Below are 26,000 nucleotides of genomic sequence, written 5' to 3' on the forward strand. Positions count from 1 at the left end.
CCTCAAGGGAAAGATTTTCTTTACAAAAAAGGAGGTACCACCTCCGACCAAACCGAAGATGGTACCTCTGAAAATTCGAGATTATATCAATCTGTCATTACGAGTTTCGTAATTAGATCTGACCTCTTTCTCTGTACATTTCAACATATTCGGAAGCATTTTCTTTTGTGATCAGTACTTCAGCGATATCTGTGTCGATCTGTGTTTCTTCGCCTGTCAGCAGTTTATGTACTGTATCCAGGTTCAGAGCAGCCAGGTCAATAGCGGACTGCAGGCATGTTGCTGTCATCAGGCCTTCTTCGATCAGCAGGCAAGCTTCAGCTGTACCATCAACGCCGTATACCAGCAGGTCAGCGTACATATCATTGCCTTTTACTACTTCCAGAGCACCAGCAGCCATGTTATCGTTTGTGGAGATAACTGCATCGATGTCGCCGTAAGCTACTGTCCAGTCTTCCATCAGAGCCATAGCTTCGTCTTTGTTCCAGTTAGCGAAGTCTTCAGCCAGGATTGTTACGTCAGGTCTTGCATCGAAGAATACTTCCTGCCATGCAACACGTCTTTCGTCAGCGTGGAAGTTACCGGAAGGACCATTGATAACTACTACTCTGCCGTTTTCGGGAACCTGTTCCAGAGCCAGTTCAGCGTTAACCTGAGCCTGTTTGTAAGGGTCAGCATCGACGGAGGATGCACCTTCAATGTCTTCGATTCTGGAGTTTGTTGTGATAGCAACGATACCGTTTGCTACGATCTGTTCTACGTAAGGTCTCTGAGCTTCACCGTTGTTGGGCTGAACGATGATTGCATCATAGCCGTTAGCGATCGCATTTTCGATTGCTGCGTTTTCTTTTGCATCGTCAGCCTGGCCATCGAATACATCCAATGTGATGTCATCGTATTCTTCTGCTGCTGCGATCATTTCGTTTGCCAGCCATGCTGCGAAGGAGTCAGACTGTGCTCTAGCGATAAACGCTACTTTGTAGCCTTCTGCTGCATCGTCAGCTGCGGGTTCGGAACCACCGCCACAGCCTGTCAGAGCTGTTGCTGCCATAGCCAGTGCCATAAATGCTGCTAAATACTTTTTCATGTTACTCTCTCCCTTTCTTGTTTAAAAATTTTGTGAGAATTTTTTTGCTCTATTTGAATTTGAAAGCTCAAATAAAAGCCTTTTTCATGTTACGAAAAACTTATGCCTTTGCTGCAGGCGCTTCATCTTTCTTTTCTTCATCCTTTTTCTGCAGGATCACTTTAGGTGCTTTTTTGTTTTTGAATTTAATATCATACAGTACCGCTGCTACAATGATGATACCTTTAACGATCTGCTGTACATAGGAGTCTACGCCCTGCAGGTTCATGATATTGTTCAAGCAGCCGATGATGAAGGAACCTACCAGAGTACCCAGTGTTGTACCAACACCGCCGGAGAAGCTTGTACCGCCGACGATAGTAGCTGTCAGACCTTCCATTTCGTAGCTGACTGCACCGTTGGGCAGGCCGGCATTTACACGAGCCATGAACAGTACGCCTGCAATACCAACCAGGATACCATTGATCAGGAATGCCAGATATTTGCTTCTTACAACGTTGATACCGGAAGCGATGGATGCTTCTTCGTTACCGCCGATGGCATAGAAGGAACGGCCCAGTTTGGTATGGTTCATGATATATGCGATGATGATCGTTGCAACGATCATAAAGATGACAGGGATGGGAATAACGCCGCCGATCTTGCCCTGACCTACAACTGCGTAATCGCCGATCTGAACGATGTTCTGGCCGGATGTATACAGCAGCGCCGCACCTCTGGCAGCCATCTGCGTCGCCAGTGTTACGATGAAGGCAGGCAGATTACAGTTTGCTACAAAGAATGCATTGATCATATTGAAAGCTACTGCAACACCGATGGCTACTGCAAAAGCTATTGCCATGGAACCCGTTGCTTTATACAGGCTGACAGACAATACACCGGCCAGCGCCAGAACCGCACCAGAGGACAGGTCCAGCAGACCGGATACGATCAGTACCATTTCACCATAAGCCAGAATCGTTGCAACTGCCAGCTGTGTTGCGATATTTGTGATATTTCTTGTACTTAAGAAGTTGTCGTTCATCATCATGGAAATCAGAATCAGAACCAACAGTACAAAAAAGATAGAATACTTGGACATTACCTGTCCCAGACTTTTATTTTTCACGTTTGATCTCCTCCTTTAATTATTCCTGAATAATGCTATGTGTACCAGTTGCATAAACCATGATCGCTTCCTGAGAGAATTCGTCTCTCTTCAGTTCGCCAGCGATATGTCCCTGGTTCATAACATAGATTCTGTCACACATACCGATCAATTCGGGCAGCTCAGAGGAAACCATTACTACTGCTTTACCTGCCTGTGCCACTTCAGTCATCAGTTTGTAAATTTCAAATTTTGCACCTACGTCGATACCTCTGGTGGGTTCATCCAGAATCAGCACTTCAGGATCTCTCATCATCCATTTTGCCAGCAATACCTTCTGCTGGTTACCGCCGGACAGAGACTGGATAGGTGTTTCCAGCGTGGGTGTTTTTACGCTCATTTTCTTGAAATATTCGCCTACGACCTGTTCTTCTTCTTTTCTATGGGCATGACCGCCATAGAAGAATTTTTCCAGAGCAGACAAGCTGGCATTTTCACGAACGCTTCTCATGGGAATGATGCCATAGCGTCTGCGGTCTTCAGACAACATTACCATACCGGCCTTTGTCGCATCGGATACCTTCTTGATCGTCAGTTCCTTGCCGTGTACCTTTACCGTACCGCCATCGATGGGATCCAGGCCAAACAGACAGCGCATCACTTCTGTACGGCCTGCGCCTACCAGACCGGCAAAACCAACGATTTCACCTTTGCCGACATGGAACGTAACGTCTTCGAACAACTGGCCGCTCTTCAGATCTTTTACTTCCAGCAGAGGTTCACCGATTTCAATTTCTTCTTTCGGGTATACATTTTCCATACGGCGGCCTACCATCAGCGCGATGACTTCGTCGATATCAGTATCTTTCGCTCTCATGCTCTTTACAACAGTACCGTCACGGAATACTGTGATGTCATCGGCAATACGGAATACTTCATCCATCTTATGGGAAATATAAACGATAGCACAGCCTTTTGCTTTCAGGATCTCGATCTTTTTGAACAGCAGTTCAACTTCCTTCTGTGTGATAGAGGAAGTGGGCTCGTCCATTACGATGATGGACGCATCATTGGAGATCGCCTTCATGATCTCCAGCATCTGGATATCAGATGTTGTCAGTGTTTTCAGTTTATCTGTAGGTTTATAGGGAAGGTGTTCATCGTGCAGCAGTTTTTCTGTTTTTTCACGCACTTCTTTCCATTTTACTCTGCCCATGCCATCTACAGGCAGACGCCCCAGAAAAATATTTTCTTCTACAGACATTTCGGGGATGTAGTTCAGTTCCTGAGCGATCATAGCGATACCCAGAGATCTTGCTACAATAGGATCTTTGATTTTTACCGGCTTTTCATCGATAAAAATTTCGCCGGCATCGGGTTTATAGATCCCGTTGATGATTTTCATCAGTGTAGACTTGCCTGCGCCATTTTCGCCGCAAAGCGCATGCACAGTCCCTTTTCGAACTGTAAAGTCAATTTGATCCAACGCCTTTACACCCGGAAAAGATTTTTCAATTTTTGAAACCCGAAGTTTGATATCGTCCCCCATAGGTTCCTCCCTTCCGTAATACAGAGCTTATCAAAGCCCGTTAGTACTTTTTGATGATGCTACTTATAAATAAAATAAGCTGCTGCAGGTCACGTTTTGCAGGGGCTGCATTTCAACGTTTTCTACATCACGCTTATTTTCGGCAAAATTTTTATATAACATTTAGAATTTTTACCTATTTTAATTAAGTATATACTCAAATATGCCAAAATGTCAATACTCTCAGCGAAACATTATATTCAATTTGAATAAAAATTTCCGCCATATCAACGAGTTATTAGGAACACTTTCTCTATAATAAAAATAGAGTTTTCTTCTTTTATGTGACAATTTTTTCCGGCACATGCTGTCTTTTTTTACAAAAAAAAGCACATATCAACCTCAGTTGATATGCGCTTTCGCGTGAATGTGAAAAAACACATCCTTCATTTTATTCTATACCAAATTCATCCAAAGCGAGCTTAAATGCGCCATAGACCCCCGCATCATTCCCCAATGCTGCCGTCAGGATCTCCGTAGAGCTGCATGCATGGAAAGCATATTTTCGGAAATACCTTGTTGCTCCTTTGATCAGCGGTTCGCCGGCTTTGCTGACACCGCCCCCCAGAATGATCACTTCCGGATCTGTCACGCAGCACACATTGGCGAGGAAAAGTCCCAGATATCTGTATACCCGTTCCAGGATCGCCAGAGCAGCCAGGTCTCCCTTTTCCGCAGCTGCAAAAACATCTTTACATTCTATGGTTTCCAGATCACGCAGACCGCTTTCGTCTGTATAATCCCGCAAATAGCGTTTGGCGACCCGTACCACGCCTGTAGCAGAACAATATTGCTCCGCACAGCCATAATTGCCGCAGTTGCAGGGTTCCGTCTCGCCGGGATCCAAAATCATATGGCCGATCTCCCCACCGGCTCCATGGGAACCATTGACGATCTTCCCTTTCACTACAATGCCACCACCGATGCCGGTCCCCAATGTTGCCAGCACCATATTCTGGCAGCCTCGGCCGCTGCCTTTCCAGCATTCCCCCAGGGCAGCCACATTGGCATCGTTGCCGCCTTTAATACGAAAACCCGTAAGTGCAGAAAGTTCTGCATGCAAATCCGTAACTCCCCAGCCCAGATTCACACATTTATTCACGATCCCCTCATCACTGACCGGGCCGGGAACACCGACCCCAATGCCAATGATCTGATTATCACAGATATTTTTGTTTTTCAGAAACGATCTGATGGAAGATGCGATATCCGAAAGAATGGTTCGGCCGCCATTCCCGGTATTTGTGGCGATTTCCCATTTTTCAAGCATCGTGCCTTCCTGCCCAAAAAAAGCGATCTTGATAGTGGTTCCGCCGATATCTACGCCAAATCCATATTTCATATCTATTACCTTCTCTTTTATTTTTTAACATTCCAATGCGTCTAATGTGCAGGTTTTTGCAATGGAGCTGCGGATGGCTGCCCGCAGAGGCAGCACAGCGTTGGGAGAAACGGACAATTCATCCATACCCATGGCAAGGAACGTAGGCAGCATGCTCAGATCCGCCCCCAGTTCGCCGCAGATACCAATCCAAATGCCGGCGTTATGGGCTGCATCTGCAGCCATTTTCAGGGCACGCAGCACTGCAGGATGGTGTGGATCGTAGAATTTGCCCAGATCGTTCGCCTGTCGGTCACAGGCCAGAGTGTACTGGGTCAGGTCGTTGGTACCGACGGAGAAGAAATCCACTTCTCTTGCCAGTTCTTCCGCTACAAAGATGGACGCAGGCGTTTCCAGCATGATACCGATCTCTGTGTCTTTGTTGAAGGGAATGCCTTCCTTTTCCAGTTCCGCCATGACCTTCTGGCAGGCCCGTTTACATTCCTTTACCTCCCAGACGGAAGTGATCATAGGGAACATGATGGCAACCTTGCCGTAGGCAGATGCACGATACAGGGCTCTTAACTGAGGCTTAAATACCTCGGGGCGATTCAGGCAGATGCGGATGGCACGTACGCCCAGAGCAGGGTTTTCTTCCTTATTCATGTTAAAGTAGCCCACCTGTTTATCTGCGCCGATATCCAGAGTACGGATGATGACGCGCTTGCCATTCATGGCAGCAGCAACAGTCTTGTATGCCTGGAACTGTTCCTCTTCCGTAGGGTAATCGGAAGCCGCCAGATAGAGGAATTCGCTGCGGAACAGGCCGATACCCTGCCCATCGTTGGCAAGGACGGCCGATACATCCTCGGGAGAACCAATATTGCAGTAAACATTGACTTTTTTGCCGTCCAACGTAATGTCCTCCTGGCCTCTCATGGTCAGCAGCAGTTCTTTCATTTCCTGCTGCTTCGCATATTTTTCATTGAACTGTGCCAGTGTCAGTTCATCGGGGTCGATATAAACACAGCCTACTTCGCCGTCTACACAGGCGATTCTGCCTGCATATTCTTCTTTTAATTCTTCCCCCAAGCCGCAAATGGCAGGGATGCCCATGGTGCGGGCAAGGATAGCTGTATGGCTGTTGCTGGAACCGCCTTGCGTCACAAAGCCAAGGATCTTGCTCTTATCCAGCTGGATGGTTTCGGAAGGAGCCAGGTCATCCGCCGCCAGAATAACAGGCACATCGGAATCGATGCCGCCTTCCACAATGCCCATCAGATTATTAAGGATACGCTTGGAAACATCACGGATATCTGCCGCGCGAGCCTGCATATAGGCATCATCCATGGCGGCAAACATAGCAGCGAACTGTTCGCCCGCTTCCTGCACAGCATATTCGGCATTACACTGTTCCTCTTCCATACAGGAATAAATGCTTTCTACATAATCTTCATCCTCAACAAACATGGCGTGCGTCTCAAAAAGAACAGCTGCTTCATCGCCGGCCTCTTCCCTGCATTTTTCCGCCAGTGTTTCCAGCTGAGCGATGGTTTTTTCCTGGGCCTGTACCAGGCGTTCTTTCTCTGCCTGCAAATCTTCCACATGCCACTGCTTTACAGCAGCATCCTGGCGACAGAAGAAATACAAAGGGCCTTTGATGACGCCCTTGGAGACGCCCTTTCCCTGCATCATAATCATACCGTTATCCCCCTCTGTTACTGTTGCTTACAGATTTTCTTTAATGGTGTCTTCCATGGCTTCGATGGCCGCATCTTCGGAAGGACCTTCTGCTGTCACGGTGATCACATCGCCTTCTTTTACCCCCAGACCCATCAGCTTCATCAGCTGTGTTGCTTTTACGGATTTGCCTTCCTTAGCGATCATTACGGTTGTATCGGCAAAAGTTTTGGCAGTCTTTGCCAGGATACCTGCGGGACGTGCATGGATCCCCAGGGGATCTGTGATTGTGTAAGTAAACTGTTTCATAGTAATTTCCTCCTAATATTTTTTCAAAATCAACCTTTATAATTGTTCCAGTTCATGCGTCCATAGCGCACGGTTCCTTCTAAAATTTCCTGCTGCAATTCTGCCGTCAGCTGCTCCGCTGCGACCCTCCAGCGCCAGTTGATGCCGATGGTAGAGGGCGTATTGATGCGGCATTCATTGCCAAGGCCCAGATAGTCCTGCATGGGAATGATACAGGTTCTGGCTGCGCTGCGCATGGCCAGCGCGATAAAGGATTTATGCAGTAATTTCAGCGGGGTACGTTCATCGCAGAGATACTTTCTTGCAAGCATCTGTTCTTCTTTTGTAATAGATTTGAACCAGCCGGCCAGTGTTTCGTTGTCATGGGTGCCTGTGTAGACCACGCTGTTTTCTGTATAGTTATGGGGCAGATAGTCGTTGGCGGAGCCGGAATCGCGAGAGTCGAAGGCAAATTCCAGTACCTTCATGCCGGGGAAGCCACTGTCGCGCACCAGCTGACGCACAGAATCCGTTACATAACCCAGATCCTCCGCAATGACCTCATGCCAGCCCAGATTCTGTTCTGCACAACGGAACAGATCGATGCCGGGGCCTTTTTCCCAGTGGCCATCAATGGCAGAATCTGCGCCGTAGGGGATGGAATAATATTCGTCAAAGCCGCGGAAATGGTCGATGCGTGTTACATCGTAAAGCTGGAACACATACCACAGACGGCTCATCCACCATTGATAGCCTGTCTCTCTGTGATATTCCCAGCGATAAAGGGGATTGCCCCAAAGCTGGCCTGTTGCGGAAAAACCATCAGGAGGGCAGCCTGCCACCGCCAGAGGAACGTTATTTTCATCCAACTGGAACAGTTCAGGATGTGCCCATGTGTCAGCGGAATCCATGGCAACATAGATAGGGATATCACCAATGATCTTGATATTCTGCTGCTGTGCATAATGTTTCAGCTGCCAGTACTGCTGGAAGAATTTGAACTGCAGATACATCTGGAATTCGATCTCGAAATACAGTTCTCTGCGGTAATAATCCATGGAATAGCCATAGCGCAGGCGAATATCTTCGGGCCATTCGTACCAACACTGCCCATCAAAGAAATTTTTCAAAGCCATAAACAGGGCATAATCGGAAAGCCACCAGTTGTTTTCCGCCACAAATCTCTGATAATCAGGGTTTTCGCTGATATTGCTGCGGTCGTAAGCTTTTTTCAGCAGTTTGTAGCGGCTGTGATACAATGCTTCATAATCAATATCTGTAGCATCCTTCCCAAAGTCCATCTTATCACATTCTTTTTTCGTCAGCACGCCTTCTTCGATCAGGGCTTCCAGATCGATGAAATAAGGGTTGCCTGCAAAAGTTGAAAAAGACTGATAGGGAGAATCCCCATAGCTGGTGGGATGGATGGGCAGGATCTGCCAATAGGTCTGCCCCGCCTCCTTCAGCCAGTCGATAAACTTATATGCTTCCTTTGAAAAACAGCCGATGCCGTATTTGCCCGGCAGGCTTGTAATAGGCATCAAAATGCCTGCTTCTCTCTTCATACTCATTTCTCCTTTGTATTGATCAGTACACCAAAATGGTCGGACACGACAGGTCTGTTGCTTCCATTGAAGATAACACGGAAAGAACGAACACATACATTTCGGCTGCACCAGATATAATCCAGACGCATTCCTGTTCTCTTGATATCGTTCAGCTTATCCCGCCAACCGTCGATGACATCGGGAACGGTGATGCCAAAATCTTTTTCAGCTGCAACCTGATAGGTATCTACCCAGCCGCAGTGCAGGATATGCTCGTAGCTCTGGCCGGGAACGATATCAGGTGCATTGAAATCGCCCATCAGCCAGACAGCAGCCTGTTTGCGCTTATGCGAAATGCGCTGGGTAAGTCTTTCCCATTGTTCCAGGAAGGGCTCTTCTGCATCATCCCACCAGCCCATATGGATGGTGTAAAACCAGTCATCCATGCCTTCCACCTGTACGCCCAGCACAGCGCGGGTGCGCCAGTTGTGGTAATCATTGGCCTTGCTGATGGGAAAGGCTTCTGCTGCGCTGATCTTCTTGCCAAGGCTTAAGATGGCAACGCCTTCGTCATACTTCCCGTAGCCCAACTTGATGGGCAGCCACGCCCAGCTGCAGTCGATGCCTGCCTGACGCAGGCGGTAAACTACCTGCGCCGCATGGTTGTCCTGACGGACAGGCTTGCTGCCGGGGATGGGAACCTGTCCCTCCAGCAGTTCCGCTCCCGCCAGTTCTGCATCAGCTGTCTGATTCACCTCCTGCAAGGCGATGATGTCAGGTCGTTCTTCCAAAATGCCCTCAATGAACCAATCCAGCTTTTTTTCATAATTTTCTTCCTGCAGGGAATGGGTATTCAGTGTCAGCAGTTTCATAAAAATCCTCCTTCCCCTTACAGGATGTCGTTGATATCAGATTTCAAAACATCTGCCTTGGGGCCATAGACCGCCTGGATGCCGTTGTCTTTCTTGATGAGGCCCAGGGCGCCTTCCGCCTTCCATTCAGCCAGTTCGGCAACCTTGCTCAGGTCTTTTACTGTGACACGCAGACGTGTCATGCAGGCATCCACCAGAGTGATGTTTTCACGACCGCCCAGGAGAGCGATGATTCGTTCTGCCTGTGTGCCGCCTGCTGTTGTGTTGCTTACGGAAGCGGAAGCTTCTTCGCTTTCTGTTTCGTCTGTATAGTTACCCAGTCGGCCAGGTGTGGCAAATTTAAATTTGCCGATCATAAAGTATGCAACAAAGTAGCCGATGACAAAGAATGCCACGCAGCAGATCAGGAAGTTGACGATATCGCCGTTGAGGCCCGCTTTCAGGGACATGGGCACACGTGTCATGAATTCCAGATTACCGAAGGAATGCAGGCGCAGGTCGATGATGCCCGCCATAGCGAAGGCACAGCCCTGCAGCAGTGCATATACCACATACAGAGGCAGTGCACAGAACATGAACATGAATTCCAGAGGTTCTGTTACGCCTGTCAGGAATACTGCCAGAACAGTGGAGATGAACATGGAACGGTAGTTTCTGCGTTTATCCGCATCTACACGGCGATACATTGCCAGGGCGATACCCAGCAGCAGACCTGTTGCACCGATCATCTGGCCAACTTTGAAACGGGCAGGTGTAACTGTTGCCAGCAGGTTTTCGTATGCTGCCATGTCACCCATATCCTTGAAGTTGATCAAGTCTGTTACCCATGCCAGCCACAGAGGGTCCTGACCGAATACTTCGGCGCCGGCGTTGATGCCTGTCTGGATGAGGTATGTGCCGCCGAAGGATGTGTAGTTCATGGGGATGGTCAGCATATGATGCAGACCGAAGGGCAGCAGCAGACGTTCCAGTGTGCCGTAGATAAAAGGCGCCAGAATAGGAGATGTTGTGGAGGAGTTGGCAATCCAGATGCCAAAAGCATTGATGCCAGCCTGTACCACAGGCCATACGACTGCCATGATCAGGGAAACGATGGTGGAATAGAAGATAACAGCCAGTGGAACGAAGCGTTTGCCGTTGAAGAAGGCCAGTGCTTCGGGCAGTTTGCGGAAATTATAGTATTTATTGTAGACAGTACCGCCGACGAAACCGGAGATGATGCCTACGAAAACACCCATATTCAGCGCAGGAGCGCCCAGAACAGAGGTGAAGTAGTTTTCTACCAGCATTTCCTGACCAAAGAAGGAGGAGACCACAGCGCCTTCTTCGGAAAGCATTGCGCTGTTTACGCCGAATACTGCACCTGTGATGCAGTTGATCAGGATGAACGCGATGATGGCTGCGAATGCGCCGCCTGCTCTTTCCTTCGCCCAGGAACCACCGATGGCAGCAGCGAAGAGAATGTGCAGGTTATTGATGATGGCCCAGCCGATGTTTTCCATGGTGGAACCTACGATCATCAGGAAAGAAAGATCTGCCATCTGGAACAGCTTGCCTACGCTCAGCATAATACCTGCGGCAGGCATAACGGCGATAACTGTCATCAGCACCTTGCCAAGCTTCTGCAGGAAGTCGAAATTGATGCCGCCTTTTTTCTTGGGTTCTTCTTTTACTGTTTCTACTGCGGCGGGCTCTTCTGCTGCAATTTCCGCTGCAGGAGCTTCACCACCCAATGTGATGACACTGTCTTTACCAGCCACTACATTGCCGCTTGCTGTGTACAAAGGCAGGTCGTCTGCACCATCGCAGATCAGCACGGGAGTGATAGTAGGAACGTTTTTGCTTTCCAGGAATTTCAGGTCTACTTCTGCAATCAGATCGCCAGCCTTGACCATGTCGCCCACATTGACATGGCTGACGAAGCCTTCGCCCTTCAGGGCAACGCTGTCCAGACCCACATGGATAAGAATCTCCAGATCGTCTTCGGAGATGAAGCCGTAAGCATGCAGGGTATCTGCCACGCTTGCCACTTCGCCGCTTACGGGTGCGTAAATTTTGCCGTCCTCAGGGATGATAGCGATGCCGTCGCCCAGGATCTTCTGGGAAAAAACTGCATCAGGAACCTGTTCCAGAGGAACTACTTTGCCGCTCAGCGGCGCCAGGATGGATTTTACCATTTCGGTATTTGTATTGCTGCTCATTTTTTGACCCCTTCTCAATTTTATTTTTCTGTAATCATTTCAGAAACTTTCTGCAATCATAATATATCTATTGCATAGAAATTTCAAGACGAAATCACTTCTTATTTATAAGGTTCTCCGTTATACACAAATTCGCCATATCCATTTTGTGCAAAAATCCTCAAGCATTTGCACAAAAGTTGCACAAGAGCACAAACAGAGCCGCCCTTTATTTGACATTTCGAAAAATCGTCGTTACAATAGAATGAAAAGAAACTATTTGCATAAAACAAATATTATGTTTCATGAAAAGGATGTGCAACTATGGCAGTTACAATAAAAGACGTAGCAAAACTGGCGGGCGTTTCCCCTTCCACGGTTTCCCGCGTTTGCAACGACAACCCCGCGATCAGCAGAGAGACCCGTGAAAGAGTACAAAAGGCCATGACACAGCTGGGCTATGAACTTCCTGCGGCAAATGACGCCCAGACATCTACTTCTATGAAGATGGTAGGCATCATTCTGCCCCCTTCTCCCCAGGATGCTTATGACAACACTTTTTATCTGAAAGCGATCCGCGGGATCAGCCGCCTTTGCAATCAGCAGCAGGTGGCCAGCAATGTCATCACCGGGAAAGATTACGAAGAGATCCTGCAATCTGTCCAAGCCCTTCACCGCAGCGGTATGGCAGATGGGTTTATTATGCTTTATTCTAAAAAAGATGATATCGTAGTGGATTATTTATGCGAGCATGGTCTGCTGTATGTGATCGTCGGCAAAGCAAACGAACTGGCAAATCAGACCATCTGTATCGATAACGACAATCTGCTGGCAGGCAGAGAAGCAACAGATTATCTGTATGATCTGGGACATCGCCGCATAGGATACCTGGGCGGCAGGAGCGACTTCTTATATGCTTCCGACCGAAAATCCGGCTATCAGCTTTCCCTCCTGCAGCATGAACTGCCCGTTCGGGCAGAGTATTGCTTTGAGCTGGAAAGTATTCATTCTGACACACTGGATACTTTACAGGAGCTGCTGGCCAGAGAGGATCGCCCCACCGCTTTTGTTGTCAGCGATGATATGCTGGCATTGGCACTGGAAAGAGTGTGCCTACAGATGCAGCTTTCCATCCCTGATGATATTTCCATTATTTCCTTCAACAACTCTCTCTATGCTCAGTTGTCCTCCCCCCAACTGACTTCTGTAGATATCAATCCTTTCCAGCTGGGTCACGAAGCCGCTGCACAAATCATCAATCATGCAGAATACCCCAACTTGATGGCAACGAAAATCGTTGTCCCCCACCGTATTATAGAACGGGACAGCTGTAAAAAAATCGAATCATAACACAAAAAGCACATATCAAGTCCTTGATATGTGCTTTTCTTTTATATGCATTTTACGCGTATTTATTTATGCATCTGTTCCCTACTCTGTTCTTTTTCATTGGCACGAGCCATCAGATCCGCTGCAATCGCAGCGGAAATATTATGCCATGCACGGAAGATCGCGCCAGGTAATGTTGCCAGTGCCAGGGAGGGGAAACAAGAAGCTGCCAGTGTTGTCCCCATGCCGGAGTTCTGCATGCCAACTTCGATGGCGATAGCCTTTCTCTTTGCAACAGACATCTTCACAATCTTGCCTGCCAGAAAGCCCAGACCATAACCACAGCATATACCTGGATCGCCGCTTCTGCAGTGGTACCTGTATCTGCTTTTTACGAATCAACTTTCTGCTCTGATTTATTTTTTCAGATATTTCATCAGCATCTGTGCCGTATGGGCTCTCTGGGCATGCCCATCGGGGTTCAGTGTGCCATCCTCATTGCCGCTGATGATGCCTGCGCCACAGGCCCACTGCATGGCAGGGATTGCATATTCGCTGATATCAAAGGCATCCTCGTAGGAAAGGATATTTGTATCTTCGCCTACGCTCACATCATAGCCTTTGTATTTTGCATATCTCCAGAGGATGGATGCCAGCTGTTCTCTTGTCACTGCATCCGCTGCGCCGAAAGTATTGCCGTCATAGCCGGACATAACGCCGGTTTCTGTTGCCCAGATTATAGCATCTCTGGAAGGATGGGCTTCCCCCACATCCTGGAAAAAACACTGTGTATATGCTTTAGGGTTGCCTTCTGCCGCCCACAGTGCTTCCGCTATCATGGCGCGGGTAGTCACATCATGGATGCCGAAAGTACCGTCTGCTTTGTTTTTCAAGATGCCGTTTTTCAGACAATATGCAACGCCGTCATGATACCACTGCGTATCAGGGAAACCGTACTCCTTGCCGTCCAGTTTCGCATAACAGGGCATAAAGGCTTTGTTCAGGGCTTCCATCCATGTTTTGCCATTGGCGCGTTTCACATCCAGCGTATTGATCATGACATCTCTGGTATTCAGCCTGTTGCCTGTGTCGGGGCTCATGATGGTGCCAACTGCGCTGACAACATAATATTTCCCATCTACCTTACCCAGATAGATCATTTCATGTCCGGGGAAGCACAGAGCAGAACCCAGAGGCATTTCATCCAGGATCAGGCATTTCTCTTCAATAGACATATTTGTCATGTCGATTTTTTCCATATTCATGTTCCACTGCCAGTTACCGTTTCTGGCAACTTCCAGACCAAAGCAGGAATACACCGTACGCACCAGACCGGAGCAATCCTCTACATCCAGCATGCCGCCCCAGCCATAGGCATCGCCCAAATTATTGAAGGTGATCATAGCGATATTTTCCATGGTCAGAGGCAGATAACCGATATTAACCTTTGCTGTTTCAGGAATCAGCGCCATCTGTTTGCTGTAACTGCCGTCATCATTGCGTACCGGCAGATAAACGACATAGTTATGGTAGGGAGAACGGTTGCCGATCATCTGATCGGGGGCCAGCTCTGTCACCAGCTCCAGAGCCGTGCCTGTGGTCAGCATTCTTCTGGAGGTCTGGGGTGTTTCATAAGAAGCATCGGTATAAACCTTATTGCCGTAAACCACCAGCAGGTCTTCGGAGGGCAGATCCCACGCTGAGAGCCATTCTTCCTTATTGGCACAGAGGGCTACATCCTCTGCAGGCACCCAGCCGGAACAGCTGGCAATACGCGCCAGATAATATTTCCCGTCAGCAGAAGTATTATAAATGATCAGAGGTTCATTGACAGGCACTGCGCTGAGGGCCATATTGTCAGAATCCTTGTCATTGGGGTCATCCAACAGAAGATTTTCGCTGGGGAACACCTGCACAACAGTCCTGTTGACGGCAATGCCATAACGGGTTGGCATCACTTCCGCCGCATCGGCGTCCTGTGTATTGTCGATCATTTCCTGAAAATACGCCCAGTCGGTTTTATTGCCATCCTTATCATATGTCCAGCTCAGGTAATACTGGGCATCAGATGCAGCGGACGAAATCAGAGAAGCATTTCGGGAAATGCCATTGTATGTTTCTGCGGCTGTTTTCAGATCCATCACCATAGTTCCATCGGCAAGAAAAGTGTCCTCATTGAACGCCTTAATCTCTTCCGGTGTCAGGATCACATCTCTGTAGCCTTCATGGTAATCCGCCCAGTAAGATGCCTGAGACATTTCCGCCGTTACATCGGGCATATAGGTGACCCCTGCCAGCGCAGGCTGCACCATAGACACCGAAAGCGCCAGAGCCAGAGACAGGCTCAGTATTTTTTTCGGTTTATGTAACATTTCCAACTCCTCCTTTGCAGTCATATCCTGTTTGTATTGTACCACCCTTTTACATTGCTGTCATGCAAAAGACAGAAAACCGACGGCGTAGATTGTGTTCCCATGAGAAAACCGAAAAAACGCACTGATGGGGTGCAGTATCCGGGCAGGAAAATCCTACACAGCAAAACATACTGAAGAATAAGCAACAAAAAAACACTTTGGCGCAATGGCCAAAGTGTTTTTTTACTTTGAACATCAATTAAAAATCCGAGGTAAAGTTAACAGGAATTGTCATTGTTGTGGATGTCGTTTCGGAAGTTGCTGTATCAGTTACTGTGATAGTACCTGTCCATTGGCTGCCGGAAATATCAAAGTCGCCATTGCTGGTCGCTGCTGCGAAAGATGTATCTTCAAAAAGCCATGTAATATCTTCCATGATCGCCGCAGAAACATCTTCTTCCACAGCGCCGTAATCTACATATACGCCATATGCAATATTTTCCAAAGCCAGATTCATGGCTGTTTCCAGTGTAGGCGCAGTTACAGTCAATGTTGTGGGAATGATCACATCTTCTTTTGTATCTGCAAACCATTCTGCGGGCAGTGTCCAGGAAATGGGATATGTACCGGGTTTTACAGACAGGCTGGGCTGCAGATCAGGAATCAGATAACCTTCTTCAAAATCATAGCTCATGCCCTGGCTGAATAATTCAATATCAGCATTCAGTTCATAATGATATTCGAAGAAATCGGGTTCTTCCTTGAAAGTTACGCCATCTATAGAAATGATCGTGTCCATTTCCACACCGGCTTCTGTTGTAACAGGGAATGCAGAGGCCACTTCTCCTGCGGGAACTTCGGGCAGTTTGATGGGTTCTTCTTCCTCTTCAAAGCCTTCCGCTTTTACGATGATTACGGATTTTGTCGCTTCTTCCCAGCCAACGTCATAGCCAAAGGCTTCTGCCAGATATCTGGCAGGGGCGTAGATACGGCTGTCGGCAATCACGGGTGTCGTATCCATTTCGATAAATCCTTCAACGGTTGAATAATCATTGAGGAAAGCGTGATATTCATCGACACCGACAGTGAACTCAACTGTTCCAATACCATCAGTAAAGGATGCTGTATTAGTATCATCATTCCATACAACTTCCAGTCCCAGTGCATTGGCAATAGGGCGCAGGGGCACCAGTGTGCGACTGTCTTCATTGATGAAAGGCTTTGCATCTGTCCATGCAACAGGAGTGCCTTCTACAGTTACATTAAGATCAGCAGCGAAGACTGTGGTACTCATGCCTACTGCCAGCAAAGCAGCGGAAATTATGGAAAGTATTCTTTTCATTCTTCATTCCTCCTCATATTGAAATTCATATCATTAGCATACAATAACACTATGAATATGTCAACCAGAAGCAGACAGTTGCCTTTGCAGAGAACGCAAAAATCCCCACAGGAACCTTCCTCCCGTCACGGAAGGCAAGGAAACGCAGGGACAAAATTGAACATTTGCAGAGAACATGATAAGGCGATATAGTTTCCCATATCGTCTTTAAATAGAAACGAAAAAGGCATCCCAGCAAGTTTTTTCCTTGCCCGATGCCTTTTCATAAGTGTTTCAGCCTCGTAATCCTGGTACGTGCCGAAAGAGTATGGAGGTGATCCATATATCACGATTATCACTTCCAAACCTTAAGGCTATCCTTTGTAACACAGGTCGAACATTGCTTCTGCCTTCTATCGTCATTCGCCGTTTTTTATAAGGGACATGTTTGTTATTCACGCCCACTTTCATCATTGCCGTATAGACATTCCAATACCTCTGCCGAACAAAGAACCTTTCTAATATAAATCATTATGGAGAATTCATTATTGCAGAGCTTCAGCATGAATAATCAACCTCTAAAAGAACGATTTCTTTTCCGCTTCAAAACAACCCCACTTAATGTTCCCAAAAGTTCCTTCGGATTGGAGGCTGCGGGCTCCTCGCTGTCACAGCAACCTTTCCACCTTTGCGATTGTCTCCTGCTCCGACAGTTCCAGATCTAAAATATCCATAACACGGTCTGTCAGATCAGGCTCCTTCAACACGACAGCAAAAATTTTATGACCGCCTTCATTGGAAATTTTACCGCAGCGAATCATATACTCCAACAAATCCACCACGGGCTGTATTTTTTTACGTTTTTCTATCATTCTGCATTTCTCCCTTCTCTGACACGCAGCTGCTCTGTCTTTCTGCCTGCCTGTTATCCCTTTCATATACTTGTGTCTATTTTACCACTACTAAATAATAAATACAATTCTATGAGATATAGCTATTGTTCTTCAACAGCTTCACAGTATTTTGCCAAATCTAGATTATATATTTTTAGATTTTCCTTCTCAAATGAAGTTGCCAGCTTCCATACAAATCTATATTCTTTTTCATGAAGAAATTCTTCAGGTTTATTCATTATAATGTCGTTCTCAGCGGTATCTTTAATAAATTGTCCAAGTTTTTCTCCCAAGAATAAGCCAGTAGAGTCCATCTCTTTACAAAAGTCCGTTACAAAATTATCCGTTTCTATAGAAATAACTTTATCGTTATACATACAATAGCCATGTAAAACTTCTGAAACCAAAAGTCCCATTTTATTAAGAGCACATGTAACTTCCTTATGAAAGCTATTTACATCTGTTACTCTGATTAATGCTGAACTATCCTTGGCTTCATCTGGCGAAGAAAACGTTGTGCATAATACGAGAAGACTATCATCAAAACCTATATCCACTTCCATTTTTTTATTATTTTCAATTATTTCAACAATATTTCTCAATTCATACCTATCACGGCGCGCTTCATTCTCCAATGTTCTGCATTGTTTAAATGTGGATAAAAGCAACTCCCCTTTTTTAATAAGGGCCTTAACAAAACCAGGCTGACCAAGATCTCTATACAATGCTTTTGGATCTTCAGAATTTTTATACACGGTATGTTCTGCAGCCATCCTCCAATTCAAAGATTCTACTTGATTAATTACCCCTACCATTTCATGTGGCGCGACAACCTGATATTCATACTCAAGCACAGATTTCATTCCCTTTATAATTCTAAACTTATATGTAGAAAAAAATGGCTGATACTGCCACACAAATTTACGCGCATCTTCCAAAGAAGAAAATCCATAAACAATTATCTGTGCAGTTCTTCGAATCTTCATTTCTATTGGCAAATGTGGTATAGCCGTATAGCCTTCAGGCAATTGTTTCTGAATAGCTTCGTAATCAAATTCTTTAAATCTTAGTTTCTGCTGATTCATATCACTCATTGCTATGACCTCCTTGTTCAAGAATCTTCTTACGATTATTGTAACATATTACTCATAACAATAAGTCTCGATTTTCCACCTCCATTGTCAACGTGAAAATCATCTGCTGCACCCACCTTATTGAACCCCCGTCCACTGATTTCCCTAATAGTTCTTCCTGTTGTAACCTTCGTCATTTTCACTAAATTTAAGATAAAAATAAGGGCATCTAGCCAGTCTTTACTGGCTAAATGCCCTATCACAAGTGTTTCAGCCAGTCAATCCTTTGACGTGCTGAATGATAGTGGAGGTGAGGGGAATTGAACCCCTGTCCGAAAACCCATCCATAAGAACTTCTCCCATCACAGTCAGTCTTTTAACATTCCCTCGTTACAACGCCGAATGACAGGCTTTGTCCCTCAGTAGCTTCATGAATCTTTTCCTGCCGCAAAGCTTAGGCAGAAAAGTTCCCCACCAAGTCGATGCCGGACTCTCCGGCGGTGAGAAACCGGAGGCCGACAGGCGCCGTTAATTAGGCAGCCAGTGCAAAATTATTTTTGTCGTTTCTTTTTAAAAAAGGTTCCAGCTTGATGACGCGGTTCACTGGTCCGCGGATGGCTATCCCTACTTTCAAGACTCCCGTCGAAACCATTGCACCCCCGCGAGCTTCGCTCGCAGAGCGAATGAAATATAAACGACAAATCCTTACAAAGTAAGATTTCTGATTTTAAAATCTTTTTCCGCCTGACGACGTACATCGTTCTTGGCAATGGTATCCCTCTTGTCATAGAGTTTTTTACCTTTTGCCAGCGCCACATCTACTTTCACATAGCTGCGGTCAAAATACACCTTCAGGGGAACCACTGTATAACCCGCTGCGCGGACTTCATGGTCCCATTTGCGGATCTGCACCTTATGCAGCAGCAGTCTTCTGGGGCGCAGAGGGTCTTTGTTGAAGATATTGCCCTGTTCGTAGGGGCTGATGTGCATGTTGTAGATGAAAGCTTCCCCATCCCTGATCTGGATGTAGCTTTCCTTCAGGCTGCACTTGCCCGCACGCAGGCTTTTCACCTCTGTCCCAGCCAAAGAAATGCCGGCCTGTATGGTTTCTTCGATGAAGTAATCATGATATGCTTTTTTATTTTGCGCAATCAGCTTTGTTCCCTTCGCCTTTGCCATACAGAATCACCTGCCTCTTTGTCCTATTCCTACTGCAGGAATAACTATACCATAGAATATAGAAAAAATCAAATGACGTTTCTATTACAATTTTTCAATTCTTTTACAGAAACCCTTGAAATTTCGGGCTTTTTTGACTCTATCTCTAAGAAAGCGGCAATTCTTACAGTTTCCTTAAATTCATAGGAACCCTTTCCCTCATTCTTTTTTTCTGCTATGATAAACAAAAAATTCCTATGAAAGGAGACTATTTATGCTTACAACAAAAACAGTTAAAAGACTTTTTCTGATTTTTATATTTTTCTTTCTCCTGTGGTTCGCCGCTATGGCCACAGACCTGCTTCGCCTGAATGATTTTGAAAAACCCATTTTTGCCCACCCCACTGTCACAGCCGATGACGGCGGCTCCGGCACCTACGAGGGCCTGGGCTGGCGCATTGAACTGGAAGGCAATTTTATGCCCGAGGAGGAACTCCCCGGTGTGACTCAGTTTGAATTTTATCTCTTTGACGACATGGTACACGCAGGTATCCGTGACTAAAAAAGAACCCTCAAAAGAGGGTTCTTTCTTTTACGCAAAATCTTCGAAATCTTCTTCGAAAACAAAATCAATGGTGCCCATCATACGGTCAACCTTTGCCACAGAGACAGTCACCCTGTCCCCCAGACGATAGCTTTTTCTCGTTCTTCTGCCGAAGACCAGCATATTGTTGTCGTCAAATTCGTAGTAATCATCATCCATCTGCGACAGAGAGACCATCCCTTCGATGGTATTGGGCAATTCCACATAGATGCCCCAGTTCGTTACACCTGAGATAATACCTTCGTAAATCTCACCGACCTTGTCTTCCATGTATTCCACTTTTTTCAGGGCATCCGTATCTCTTTCCGCGTCCTCCGCAATGCGTTCCTGTTTGGAGCAATGCTTTGCCCAATCGGGCATTTTTCTGCGATAGTTCAAAGAGGATTTTTCATCCAACTCACCATGGAGCATCTTTTTGATCATACGATGAATCTCCAGGTCGGGATATCTGCGGATGGGAGAAGTAAAGTGGCAATAATATTTTGCTGCCAGGCCAAAATGTCCGCCGTTTTCCGCTGTATATCTTGCCTGCATCATGCTGCGCAGCACCATACGGGTAATGATGCGTTCCTCATCAGTGCCTTCCGCTGTCCGCAGCACCTTCTGAATCTCGCGAGGGTGAATTTCACCATCTTTCTTTCTCAGATGGTAGCCAAACCCCCGCAGGAACTGTTCCATTTTTTCCAGTTTTTCTTCATCAGGCTCCTGATGGCTGCGGTACATGAAGGGCATTTCCTGCCAGAAAGAATTTTCCGCGATGGTCTCGTTGCACACCAGCATGAATTCCTCGATCATATTTGTGGCGATGCTTCTTTCATAAGGCTTGATATCGATGGGCTTGCCGTTTTCATCCAGAATGATTTTGGATTCGGGCAGATCGAAATTCACAGAACCACGTTTTCTTCTCTTTGTGCCTAAAATCTGACGCAACTCTTCCATATCATCCAGCATGGGCAGAATTTCCGCATACTGTTCCAGCAGTTCAGGGGTTTCATCCTCCAGAATTTCTCTTACGGCTGTATACGTCATACGATAGTTGGAATTAATGAGCGTTTCCGCAATGCGATGGGCAACCACTTCACCTTTGCGGTCGATTTCCATGATACAGCTGAGAGCCAGTCTGTCCACATGGGGATTCAGGGAACAGATGCCGTTGCTCAGCTTATGGGGCAGCATAGGAATGACCCTATCCACCAGATACACACTGGTACCTCTTGCGTAGGCTTCTTTATCCAATTCTGTATATTCACGCACATAGTGGGAAACATCCGCAATATGCACGCCCAATTCAAAATTGCCGTTGTTCAGCTTCTGCAGGGAAATGGCGTCGTCCAAATCCTTGGCATCCTCGCCATCAATGGTGATGGTCAGCAGGTCTCGCAGGTCTTCTCTGCCTTTTTTATCTTCCTCCGCCACCTCTGTGCCCAGATTTTCGATTTCCTTATACACTTCCTCGGGGAATTCCACCGCCAGTTCATACCTGCGAATGACGGAAAGGATATCTACACCGGGGTCGTTCACATGGCCCAAAATCTCCACAACTTTCCCCTCGGGGTTGCGTCTGTCCTCGCCGTAATCAATGATTTCCACCACAACTTTGTGGCCTGTCACAGCCCCTTTGGTATGGTCTCTGGAAACAAAAATATCCTTGGCAATTTTCTTATCATCCGCAACCACGAAGCCATAGCCTTTGCTTCCCGCTTCAAAGGTACCAACGATGCGCTGCTGTCCTCTTTCCAGAATACGTACAATGACACCATCGGCCTTTTTCCCCTTTTCCGCTTTATGCAGCACTTTATAGAGGACTTTATCCTTCTGCATGGCACCCATGGTTTCACTGGCAGGAATAAAGATATCATCGCCTCCTTCATCGGGCGTCACGAAGCCAAACCCTCTGGCATGTCCAATAAAAGAGCCTGTTGCCATCTGCAGGTCTTTCGGAGAAGCCAGCTTCCCTTTTTTCGTTTCAAAAATACGGCCTTCATTCAGCAGCTCGTCGATCACAGCCTCAAATTTTTCTCTATCTTCCGCAGGAACAGAAAGCATAGCGCGCATATCCCTGCGCTTCATGGGCACATAATCTTCGCTTTCAATATATGCTAAAATCCGCTCTTTTCTTTCTTTTAAAATATCAATTTCTTCCATAGAATTTCTCCTTCTATTCTCCTGTTTTGCCTTATCTTTCCCCAAATCTTCTCATTCTATAAAAAAAGAGATGTCTGATTCTGACATCTCTTTCGTTCGCTTTTTCTTAACCTACCAGATTTACGATGAACGCAATGATCATGAACAGTGCGCCGCCGATTTTTGTGTATTTTTCCAGTGCACCTTCCATAGAATTGCCTTTGTTTTTGCTCCAGTAAGAATCACCGCTGCTGCTGCCACCTACTGCACCCAGACCAGCGGAACGTTTGGACTGCATCAGAATGATAGCCGCCAGAACAACTGCCAGGATCATCAAAACAACTGTTAATACTGTACCGATTGTAGACATACAAAAACCTCCTGTATTTTCACTCATTCAGAGTGTTATCTCATCGAATTTTGGGGACACTCCTCCCCACTATTTGCATATTGTAGCACATTCTACTGCCCTTCGCAACTGTTTTTTGCCGAAAAGTCAGCCTTCCGCCTTTTTCTGCAAAGCCGCCTGCTGTCTGGAAAGGCCGCGGAAATTGATAGCGACCATGGTAATGGAAAGGAGTGCTGCCAGGGCATCAGAGATCGGCCCCGCAAGTAATACGCCGTTCAAGCCAAATTGCAAAGGAAGCAGCAGCAGCATGGGAATCAGGATAAAGCCCTGCCTGGATGCAGAAAGGATGATGCCCTGCTTTACATTGCCGATGCTGGTAAAATAATTCACTGTAATGGGCTGCAGACCAAAAAGAAATACCATAAACAAATAAACACGCAGATATTTCTCCGCAAACTGGAAATATAATTCATTCCCCACGCCAAAAATACTGATGACTTCTCTGGGGAAGAACTGGAACAGCAAAAACGCCGCTGCGCTGAAGCACAACCCGGTTTTTACTGCTTTTTTATACGTAGCTTTCACGCGATCGTAATTTTTTGCCCCCATGTTAAAACCAAGGATGGGCTGGCAGCCCTGCGCGAGGCCAACAACGAAAGAGATCATAATGCTGTTCAGCTTCGCTGCTACGCCGGAAACCGCCAGAGGGATATCCTTCCCATAGATGGACAGCGCCCCATAGTATGTCAGAGAATTGTTCAGCACGATATTCACCATCATCATAATCGTATGATTGATAAAGTTACTTGTCCCCAGCTTTGCGATTTTCCCAACATAAGCCCATTTCAGGCCCAGCATATCCTTTCGGATAGGAAATGTCTTGAATTTGGGAAAATAACGGATACACCGCAGGAAGGAAAACATCTGGCTGACAATGGTCGCCAATGCCGCCCCCTGGATGCCCCAGTCTAATGCAAACAGGAACAACCAGTCCAAAAATACATTTAAAACCGCACCGCTGACCATACAGGTCATAGAATAAGAAGGACTGCCATCCGCACGGATGATCATACTGGCCGCACTGGTGAACAGCAGAAAAGGAATCCCAATGGCCGCGATGCCAAGGTAATCCTGTGCCAAAGGCAATACGGTTTCCGTTGCCCCGCAAATCAGCAAAATTGGTGTTTTAAACAGCAAAACCACCGCCATGAACAAAAGCCCGGCCACGCTCATCATTGTCAGCCCGGTGCCAATAAACTTCTTTGCTTCTTCCAGTCTCTTTGCCCCCAGATTGATATTGAAGTTTGCCGCTGTACCAACCCCGATCAGCTGAGCAAAAGCCATCAAAAGGGTCGTCACCGGAAAGGCAACATTCGTTGCCGCATTTCCCAGCATCCCCACTACATGGCCAATAAAAATCTGGTCTGTCATATTATAAGCCGCCGTCACCAGCAAGCTGATGATAGACGGTATGGCAAATTTTCGCATCAGGCCACCCAAAGGCGCATAGCCCAAAGGGTTCCCTTGCATATTTTTCTTTTCTTCCATTTCTCTTCTCCTAAAAATGTTATTTTATCTATTTTTAATTGTACCTCTATCTCTCAATAAAAAAAAGACCGAAAACAATCGGATTGTTTTCAGTCTCTTCTTTATTTTTCATAGGGTGTCAAATCTTCAAAAGGGATCTGTCCATAGGTCCAGCCCAGTTCCTTCATCTGCCCGTGGGTCATCACGCCCACCTTCCCATAAGTATTCGTATTCAGATCCACTTTCAGCGTCAGATTTGCGGGAATGATTTTCCGCAGGTGTTTCTGCAGGAAATCCTTTTTCTCCTTCACGCACAGTTCCAGCACCAGATGCAGAAAATAATTCTCTCTTTCCAGTTCCGCCGCATATTTTCCAGCGCCGCAGCACCCATCCAGCCAGTCCTGCAGATGAAAATACGTGTAAGGGCTTCGGCTGTTCCAGCGATAAAGGATTTCCTCTCTCAGAGTTTCCGTTTCCATCACTTCCGCTCCCAGAAAGCCCATCATCTTCGCCAACCGCAGCAGACCGCTTCTCTCTGCTGTCAGAATCCATTGGTTATTCACCACTTCATCTCTTGCCGCCGCTTCTTCCTCCAGAACGGCCCCTTCGATTTCTGCCAGCTTCTGAAATTCCTGCAAATCTCTTACGGTGCTAGGTAAGTAATTGCTGTATCTGTTCTCGCTCATGCGCTCACCCCAATCTCACCCAGCACAGGCACTTCATCCGCCCCCAGCACCATATTCCCGCTGTTGCCATTGATGGTGCAATCAGAAATATCTACCACGCCGTCGGCCTCCAGTGCTCTGCTTTCCAGATAACTGATACGCACTGTCAGATACTCACTGTCTGCCCAGTTTTTCCGCAATTCTTCAAAATATGTTTCGAATCTGCTCTGGATATCTGCCAGCACCGTTTCCTGTACTGCCCCTTCCGCCAGCGAAATGCTCATAGTAATACCGCAGGTCACTTCCGCAACCCCTTCCACTGTCACCTGATGCCCGATAGGCGCAATGCCATATCCGTCGCCTCTGCTTTCCGGGTCAATTTCCGTCTGCAGTGCCGCCAGTTCCGTTTCCGTAGGCGCCCGCCAGCCCTGGTCGATGATGACCAGCTTCACCGTGCCTCCCCCGTTCCAGGCAGGGTATACCTTTACGCCGCCTACGTTCTGCAGGGCATTCACCTTTCTCTCATAATCGGCAATGTTTCCGCCAAAGGCATCGGCATCAAAGCTGGCAAAGTAACGTTTCCGTAGTTCATCGTCCCCTTCTTCATCCTCGCCGTCTGTACGCAGTTCTTCCAGTGTCGCTGTCGCCAGTCCTGCCATCGTCTCCAGAGGAACCAGATTCCCCAGATAATCGTTCCCGCAGGCGCCTGCCGTTTCACATTCCAGTACATATCGCCCGTCTTCCTCTCTGGAAAGCACCACGTAATAATATTCCTCCAGAAAAAAACGTGTACCAGCCTCAACGGGATATTCTTCTCCGTCTTCATCCAGAAAACTCCCGTAAAATGTTGCCTTTACAGCCCCTTTCCGCTGAATACCTCTCTCTGCCGCACGTCTCGTCAGGTCATCCCCCGTCGCCGTGTCTGCAAAGGTTCTATCCTCCAGCATATCCAG

22 protein-coding genes and 1 other RNA gene are annotated in these 26,000 nt (G+C 46.9%); 2 read left to right on the forward strand and 21 right to left on the reverse strand.

What is annotated here, in order from left to right; all coding sequences use genetic code 11:
- Positions 1–112: 112 nt before the first annotated feature.
- From IJ369_RS10575 to IJ369_RS10615, 9 genes are all read right to left on the reverse strand, one after another.
- A complete protein-coding gene (locus IJ369_RS10575; protein ID WP_290718855.1) occupies positions 113–1,087 on the reverse strand; it encodes a sugar ABC transporter substrate-binding protein in 975 nt (324 codons plus the stop codon).
- Between the two features lie 100 nt (positions 1,088–1,187).
- Positions 1,188–2,195 (reverse strand): ABC transporter permease, encoded by a 1,008-nt coding sequence (locus IJ369_RS10580; RefSeq protein WP_330613005.1) that lies wholly within the window; start codon positions 2,193–2,195, stop codon positions 1,188–1,190.
- Between the two features lie 19 nt (positions 2,196–2,214).
- A complete protein-coding gene (locus tag IJ369_RS10585) occupies positions 2,215–3,660 on the reverse strand; it encodes a sugar ABC transporter ATP-binding protein (RefSeq protein ID WP_330613006.1) in 1,446 nt (481 codons plus the stop codon).
- A gap of 493 nt (positions 3,661–4,153) precedes the next feature.
- Positions 4,154–5,104, reverse strand: coding sequence for an ROK family glucokinase (locus tag IJ369_RS10590; RefSeq protein WP_290718859.1), 951 nt, complete (start codon positions 5,102–5,104; stop codon positions 4,154–4,156).
- A 24-nt stretch (positions 5,105–5,128) separates the two neighbouring features.
- Positions 5,129–6,784 carry a phosphoenolpyruvate--protein phosphotransferase gene (ptsP, locus tag IJ369_RS10595; RefSeq protein ID WP_290718861.1) on the reverse strand — a complete coding sequence of 552 codons (1,656 nt, stop codon included), beginning with the start codon at positions 6,782–6,784 and terminating at the stop codon, positions 5,129–5,131.
- Positions 6,785–6,811: 27 nt separating this feature from the next.
- The gene (locus IJ369_RS10600; RefSeq protein ID WP_290718863.1) at positions 6,812–7,072 is read right to left on the reverse strand and encodes an HPr family phosphocarrier protein; all 261 of its coding nucleotides are present in this window, start codon (positions 7,070–7,072) and stop codon (positions 6,812–6,814) included.
- A 29-nt stretch (positions 7,073–7,101) separates the two neighbouring features.
- A complete protein-coding gene (gene malQ / locus IJ369_RS10605) occupies positions 7,102–8,616 on the reverse strand; it encodes a 4-alpha-glucanotransferase (RefSeq protein WP_290718865.1) in 1,515 nt (504 codons plus the stop codon).
- A gap of 2 nt (positions 8,617–8,618) precedes the next feature.
- Positions 8,619–9,470: an endonuclease/exonuclease/phosphatase family protein gene (locus IJ369_RS10610; protein WP_290718866.1), complete on the reverse strand. Its 852-nt coding sequence runs from the start codon at positions 9,468–9,470 to the stop codon at positions 8,619–8,621.
- 17 nt (positions 9,471–9,487) lie between these two features.
- Positions 9,488–11,671, reverse strand: a complete 2,184-nt coding sequence (locus IJ369_RS10615) for a PTS transporter subunit IIBC (RefSeq protein WP_290718868.1) — start codon at positions 11,669–11,671, stop codon at positions 9,488–9,490.
- Positions 11,672–11,974: 303 nt separating this feature from the next.
- Between IJ369_RS10615 and IJ369_RS10620 the strand changes: the two genes are divergently transcribed.
- Entirely contained in the window at positions 11,975–13,000 is a 1,026-nt protein-coding gene (locus IJ369_RS10620) for a LacI family DNA-binding transcriptional regulator (protein ID WP_290718870.1), read from the forward strand.
- A 62-nt stretch (positions 13,001–13,062) separates the two neighbouring features.
- Here the strand turns inward: IJ369_RS10620 and IJ369_RS10625 are convergent, their stop codons facing one another.
- From IJ369_RS10625 to smpB, 7 genes are all read right to left on the reverse strand, one after another.
- Positions 13,063–13,287, reverse strand: a complete 225-nt coding sequence (locus IJ369_RS10625) for a hypothetical protein (protein ID WP_290718872.1) — start codon at positions 13,285–13,287, stop codon at positions 13,063–13,065.
- A gap of 108 nt (positions 13,288–13,395) precedes the next feature.
- A complete protein-coding gene (locus tag IJ369_RS10630; RefSeq protein ID WP_290718874.1) occupies positions 13,396–15,351 on the reverse strand; it encodes an S-layer homology domain-containing protein in 1,956 nt (651 codons plus the stop codon).
- A gap of 241 nt (positions 15,352–15,592) precedes the next feature.
- Entirely contained in the window at positions 15,593–16,675 is a 1,083-nt protein-coding gene (locus IJ369_RS10635; protein WP_290718876.1) for a copper amine oxidase N-terminal domain-containing protein, read from the reverse strand.
- A gap of 647 nt (positions 16,676–17,322) precedes the next feature.
- Positions 17,323–17,526, reverse strand: coding sequence for a hypothetical protein (locus IJ369_RS10640; RefSeq protein WP_290718878.1), 204 nt, complete (start codon positions 17,524–17,526; stop codon positions 17,323–17,325).
- Positions 17,527–17,648: 122 nt separating this feature from the next.
- The gene (locus IJ369_RS10645) at positions 17,649–18,641 is read right to left on the reverse strand and encodes a hypothetical protein (RefSeq protein ID WP_290718880.1); all 993 of its coding nucleotides are present in this window, start codon (positions 18,639–18,641) and stop codon (positions 17,649–17,651) included.
- A 281-nt stretch (positions 18,642–18,922) separates the two neighbouring features.
- Positions 18,923–19,281, reverse strand: a transfer-messenger RNA (tmRNA) gene (gene ssrA, locus IJ369_RS10650).
- 44 nt (positions 19,282–19,325) lie between these two features.
- Positions 19,326–19,799: an SsrA-binding protein SmpB gene (gene smpB, locus IJ369_RS10655; protein ID WP_290718882.1), complete on the reverse strand. Its 474-nt coding sequence runs from the start codon at positions 19,797–19,799 to the stop codon at positions 19,326–19,328.
- 253 nt (positions 19,800–20,052) lie between these two features.
- Here smpB and IJ369_RS10660 point away from each other — a divergent pair, with 253 nt between their 5' ends.
- Positions 20,053–20,340 (forward strand): hypothetical protein, encoded by a 288-nt coding sequence (locus tag IJ369_RS10660; RefSeq protein WP_290718885.1) that lies wholly within the window; start codon positions 20,053–20,055, stop codon positions 20,338–20,340.
- A 30-nt stretch (positions 20,341–20,370) separates the two neighbouring features.
- Here the strand turns inward: IJ369_RS10660 and rnr are convergent, their stop codons facing one another.
- The 5 genes from rnr to IJ369_RS10685 form a co-directional block, all read right to left on the reverse strand.
- Positions 20,371–22,527, reverse strand: a complete 2,157-nt coding sequence (gene rnr, locus IJ369_RS10665; RefSeq protein ID WP_290718887.1) for a ribonuclease R — start codon at positions 22,525–22,527, stop codon at positions 20,371–20,373.
- Positions 22,528–22,633: 106 nt separating this feature from the next.
- Positions 22,634–22,876: a preprotein translocase subunit SecG gene (gene secG, locus IJ369_RS10670; protein ID WP_290718889.1), complete on the reverse strand. Its 243-nt coding sequence runs from the start codon at positions 22,874–22,876 to the stop codon at positions 22,634–22,636.
- A gap of 126 nt (positions 22,877–23,002) precedes the next feature.
- A complete protein-coding gene (locus IJ369_RS10675; protein WP_290718891.1) occupies positions 23,003–24,403 on the reverse strand; it encodes an MATE family efflux transporter in 1,401 nt (466 codons plus the stop codon).
- A gap of 101 nt (positions 24,404–24,504) precedes the next feature.
- Positions 24,505–25,068 carry a putative phage tail protein gene (locus tag IJ369_RS10680; RefSeq protein WP_290718892.1) on the reverse strand — a complete coding sequence of 188 codons (564 nt, stop codon included), beginning with the start codon at positions 25,066–25,068 and terminating at the stop codon, positions 24,505–24,507.
- A partial coding sequence (locus IJ369_RS10685; RefSeq protein WP_290718893.1) for a baseplate J/gp47 family protein occupies positions 25,065–26,000 on the reverse strand: 936 nt, incomplete at its 5' end. The genes IJ369_RS10680 and IJ369_RS10685, both read right to left, overlap by 4 nt.

The organism is Anaerotignum sp. (assembly GCF_017483025.1).
In the GTDB taxonomy this organism is placed as follows: Bacteria; Bacillota; Clostridia; order Lachnospirales; family Anaerotignaceae; genus Anaerotignum_A.

Excerpts from the sequence above, each read along its gene's own strand:
- IJ369_RS10600 (WP_290718863.1), bottom strand. The coding sequence starts at position 7,072 with ATGAAACAGTTTACTTACACAATCACAGATCCCCTGGGGATCCATGCA.
- ptsP (WP_290718861.1), bottom strand. The coding sequence starts at position 6,784 with ATGATTATGATGCAGGGAAAGGGCGTCTCCAAGGGCGTCATCAAAGGC.
- IJ369_RS10615 (WP_290718868.1), bottom strand. The coding sequence starts at position 11,671 with ATGAGCAGCAATACAAATACCGAAATGGTAAAATCCATCCTGGCGCCG.
- IJ369_RS10610 (WP_290718866.1), bottom strand. The coding sequence starts at position 9,470 with ATGAAACTGCTGACACTGAATACCCATTCCCTGCAGGAAGAAAATTAT.
- IJ369_RS10675 (WP_290718891.1), bottom strand. The coding sequence starts at position 24,403 with ATGGAAGAAAAGAAAAATATGCAAGGGAACCCTTTGGGCTATGCGCCT.
- IJ369_RS10640 (WP_290718878.1), bottom strand. The coding sequence starts at position 17,526 with ATGATAGAAAAACGTAAAAAAATACAGCCCGTGGTGGATTTGTTGGAG.
- malQ (WP_290718865.1), bottom strand. The coding sequence starts at position 8,616 with ATGAAGAGAGAAGCAGGCATTTTGATGCCTATTACAAGCCTGCCGGGC.
- IJ369_RS10590 (WP_290718859.1), bottom strand. The coding sequence starts at position 5,104 with ATGAAATATGGATTTGGCGTAGATATCGGCGGAACCACTATCAAGATC.
- rnr (WP_290718887.1), bottom strand. The coding sequence starts at position 22,527 with ATGGAAGAAATTGATATTTTAAAAGAAAGAAAAGAGCGGATTTTAGCA.
- IJ369_RS10635 (WP_290718876.1), bottom strand. The coding sequence starts at position 16,675 with ATGAAAAGAATACTTTCCATAATTTCCGCTGCTTTGCTGGCAGTAGGC.
- IJ369_RS10630 (WP_290718874.1), bottom strand. The coding sequence starts at position 15,351 with ATGTTACATAAACCGAAAAAAATACTGAGCCTGTCTCTGGCTCTGGCG.
- IJ369_RS10620 (WP_290718870.1), top strand. The coding sequence starts at position 11,975 with ATGGCAGTTACAATAAAAGACGTAGCAAAACTGGCGGGCGTTTCCCCT.
- IJ369_RS10680 (WP_290718892.1), bottom strand. The coding sequence starts at position 25,068 with ATGAGCGAGAACAGATACAGCAATTACTTACCTAGCACCGTAAGAGAT.
- secG (WP_290718889.1), bottom strand. The coding sequence starts at position 22,876 with ATGTCTACAATCGGTACAGTATTAACAGTTGTTTTGATGATCCTGGCA.
- IJ369_RS10575 (WP_290718855.1), bottom strand. The coding sequence starts at position 1,087 with ATGAAAAAGTATTTAGCAGCATTTATGGCACTGGCTATGGCAGCAACA.
- IJ369_RS10645 (WP_290718880.1), bottom strand. The coding sequence starts at position 18,641 with ATGAGTGATATGAATCAGCAGAAACTAAGATTTAAAGAATTTGATTAC.
- IJ369_RS10660 (WP_290718885.1), top strand. The coding sequence starts at position 20,053 with ATGCTTACAACAAAAACAGTTAAAAGACTTTTTCTGATTTTTATATTT.
- smpB (WP_290718882.1), bottom strand. The coding sequence starts at position 19,799 with ATGGCAAAGGCGAAGGGAACAAAGCTGATTGCGCAAAATAAAAAAGCA.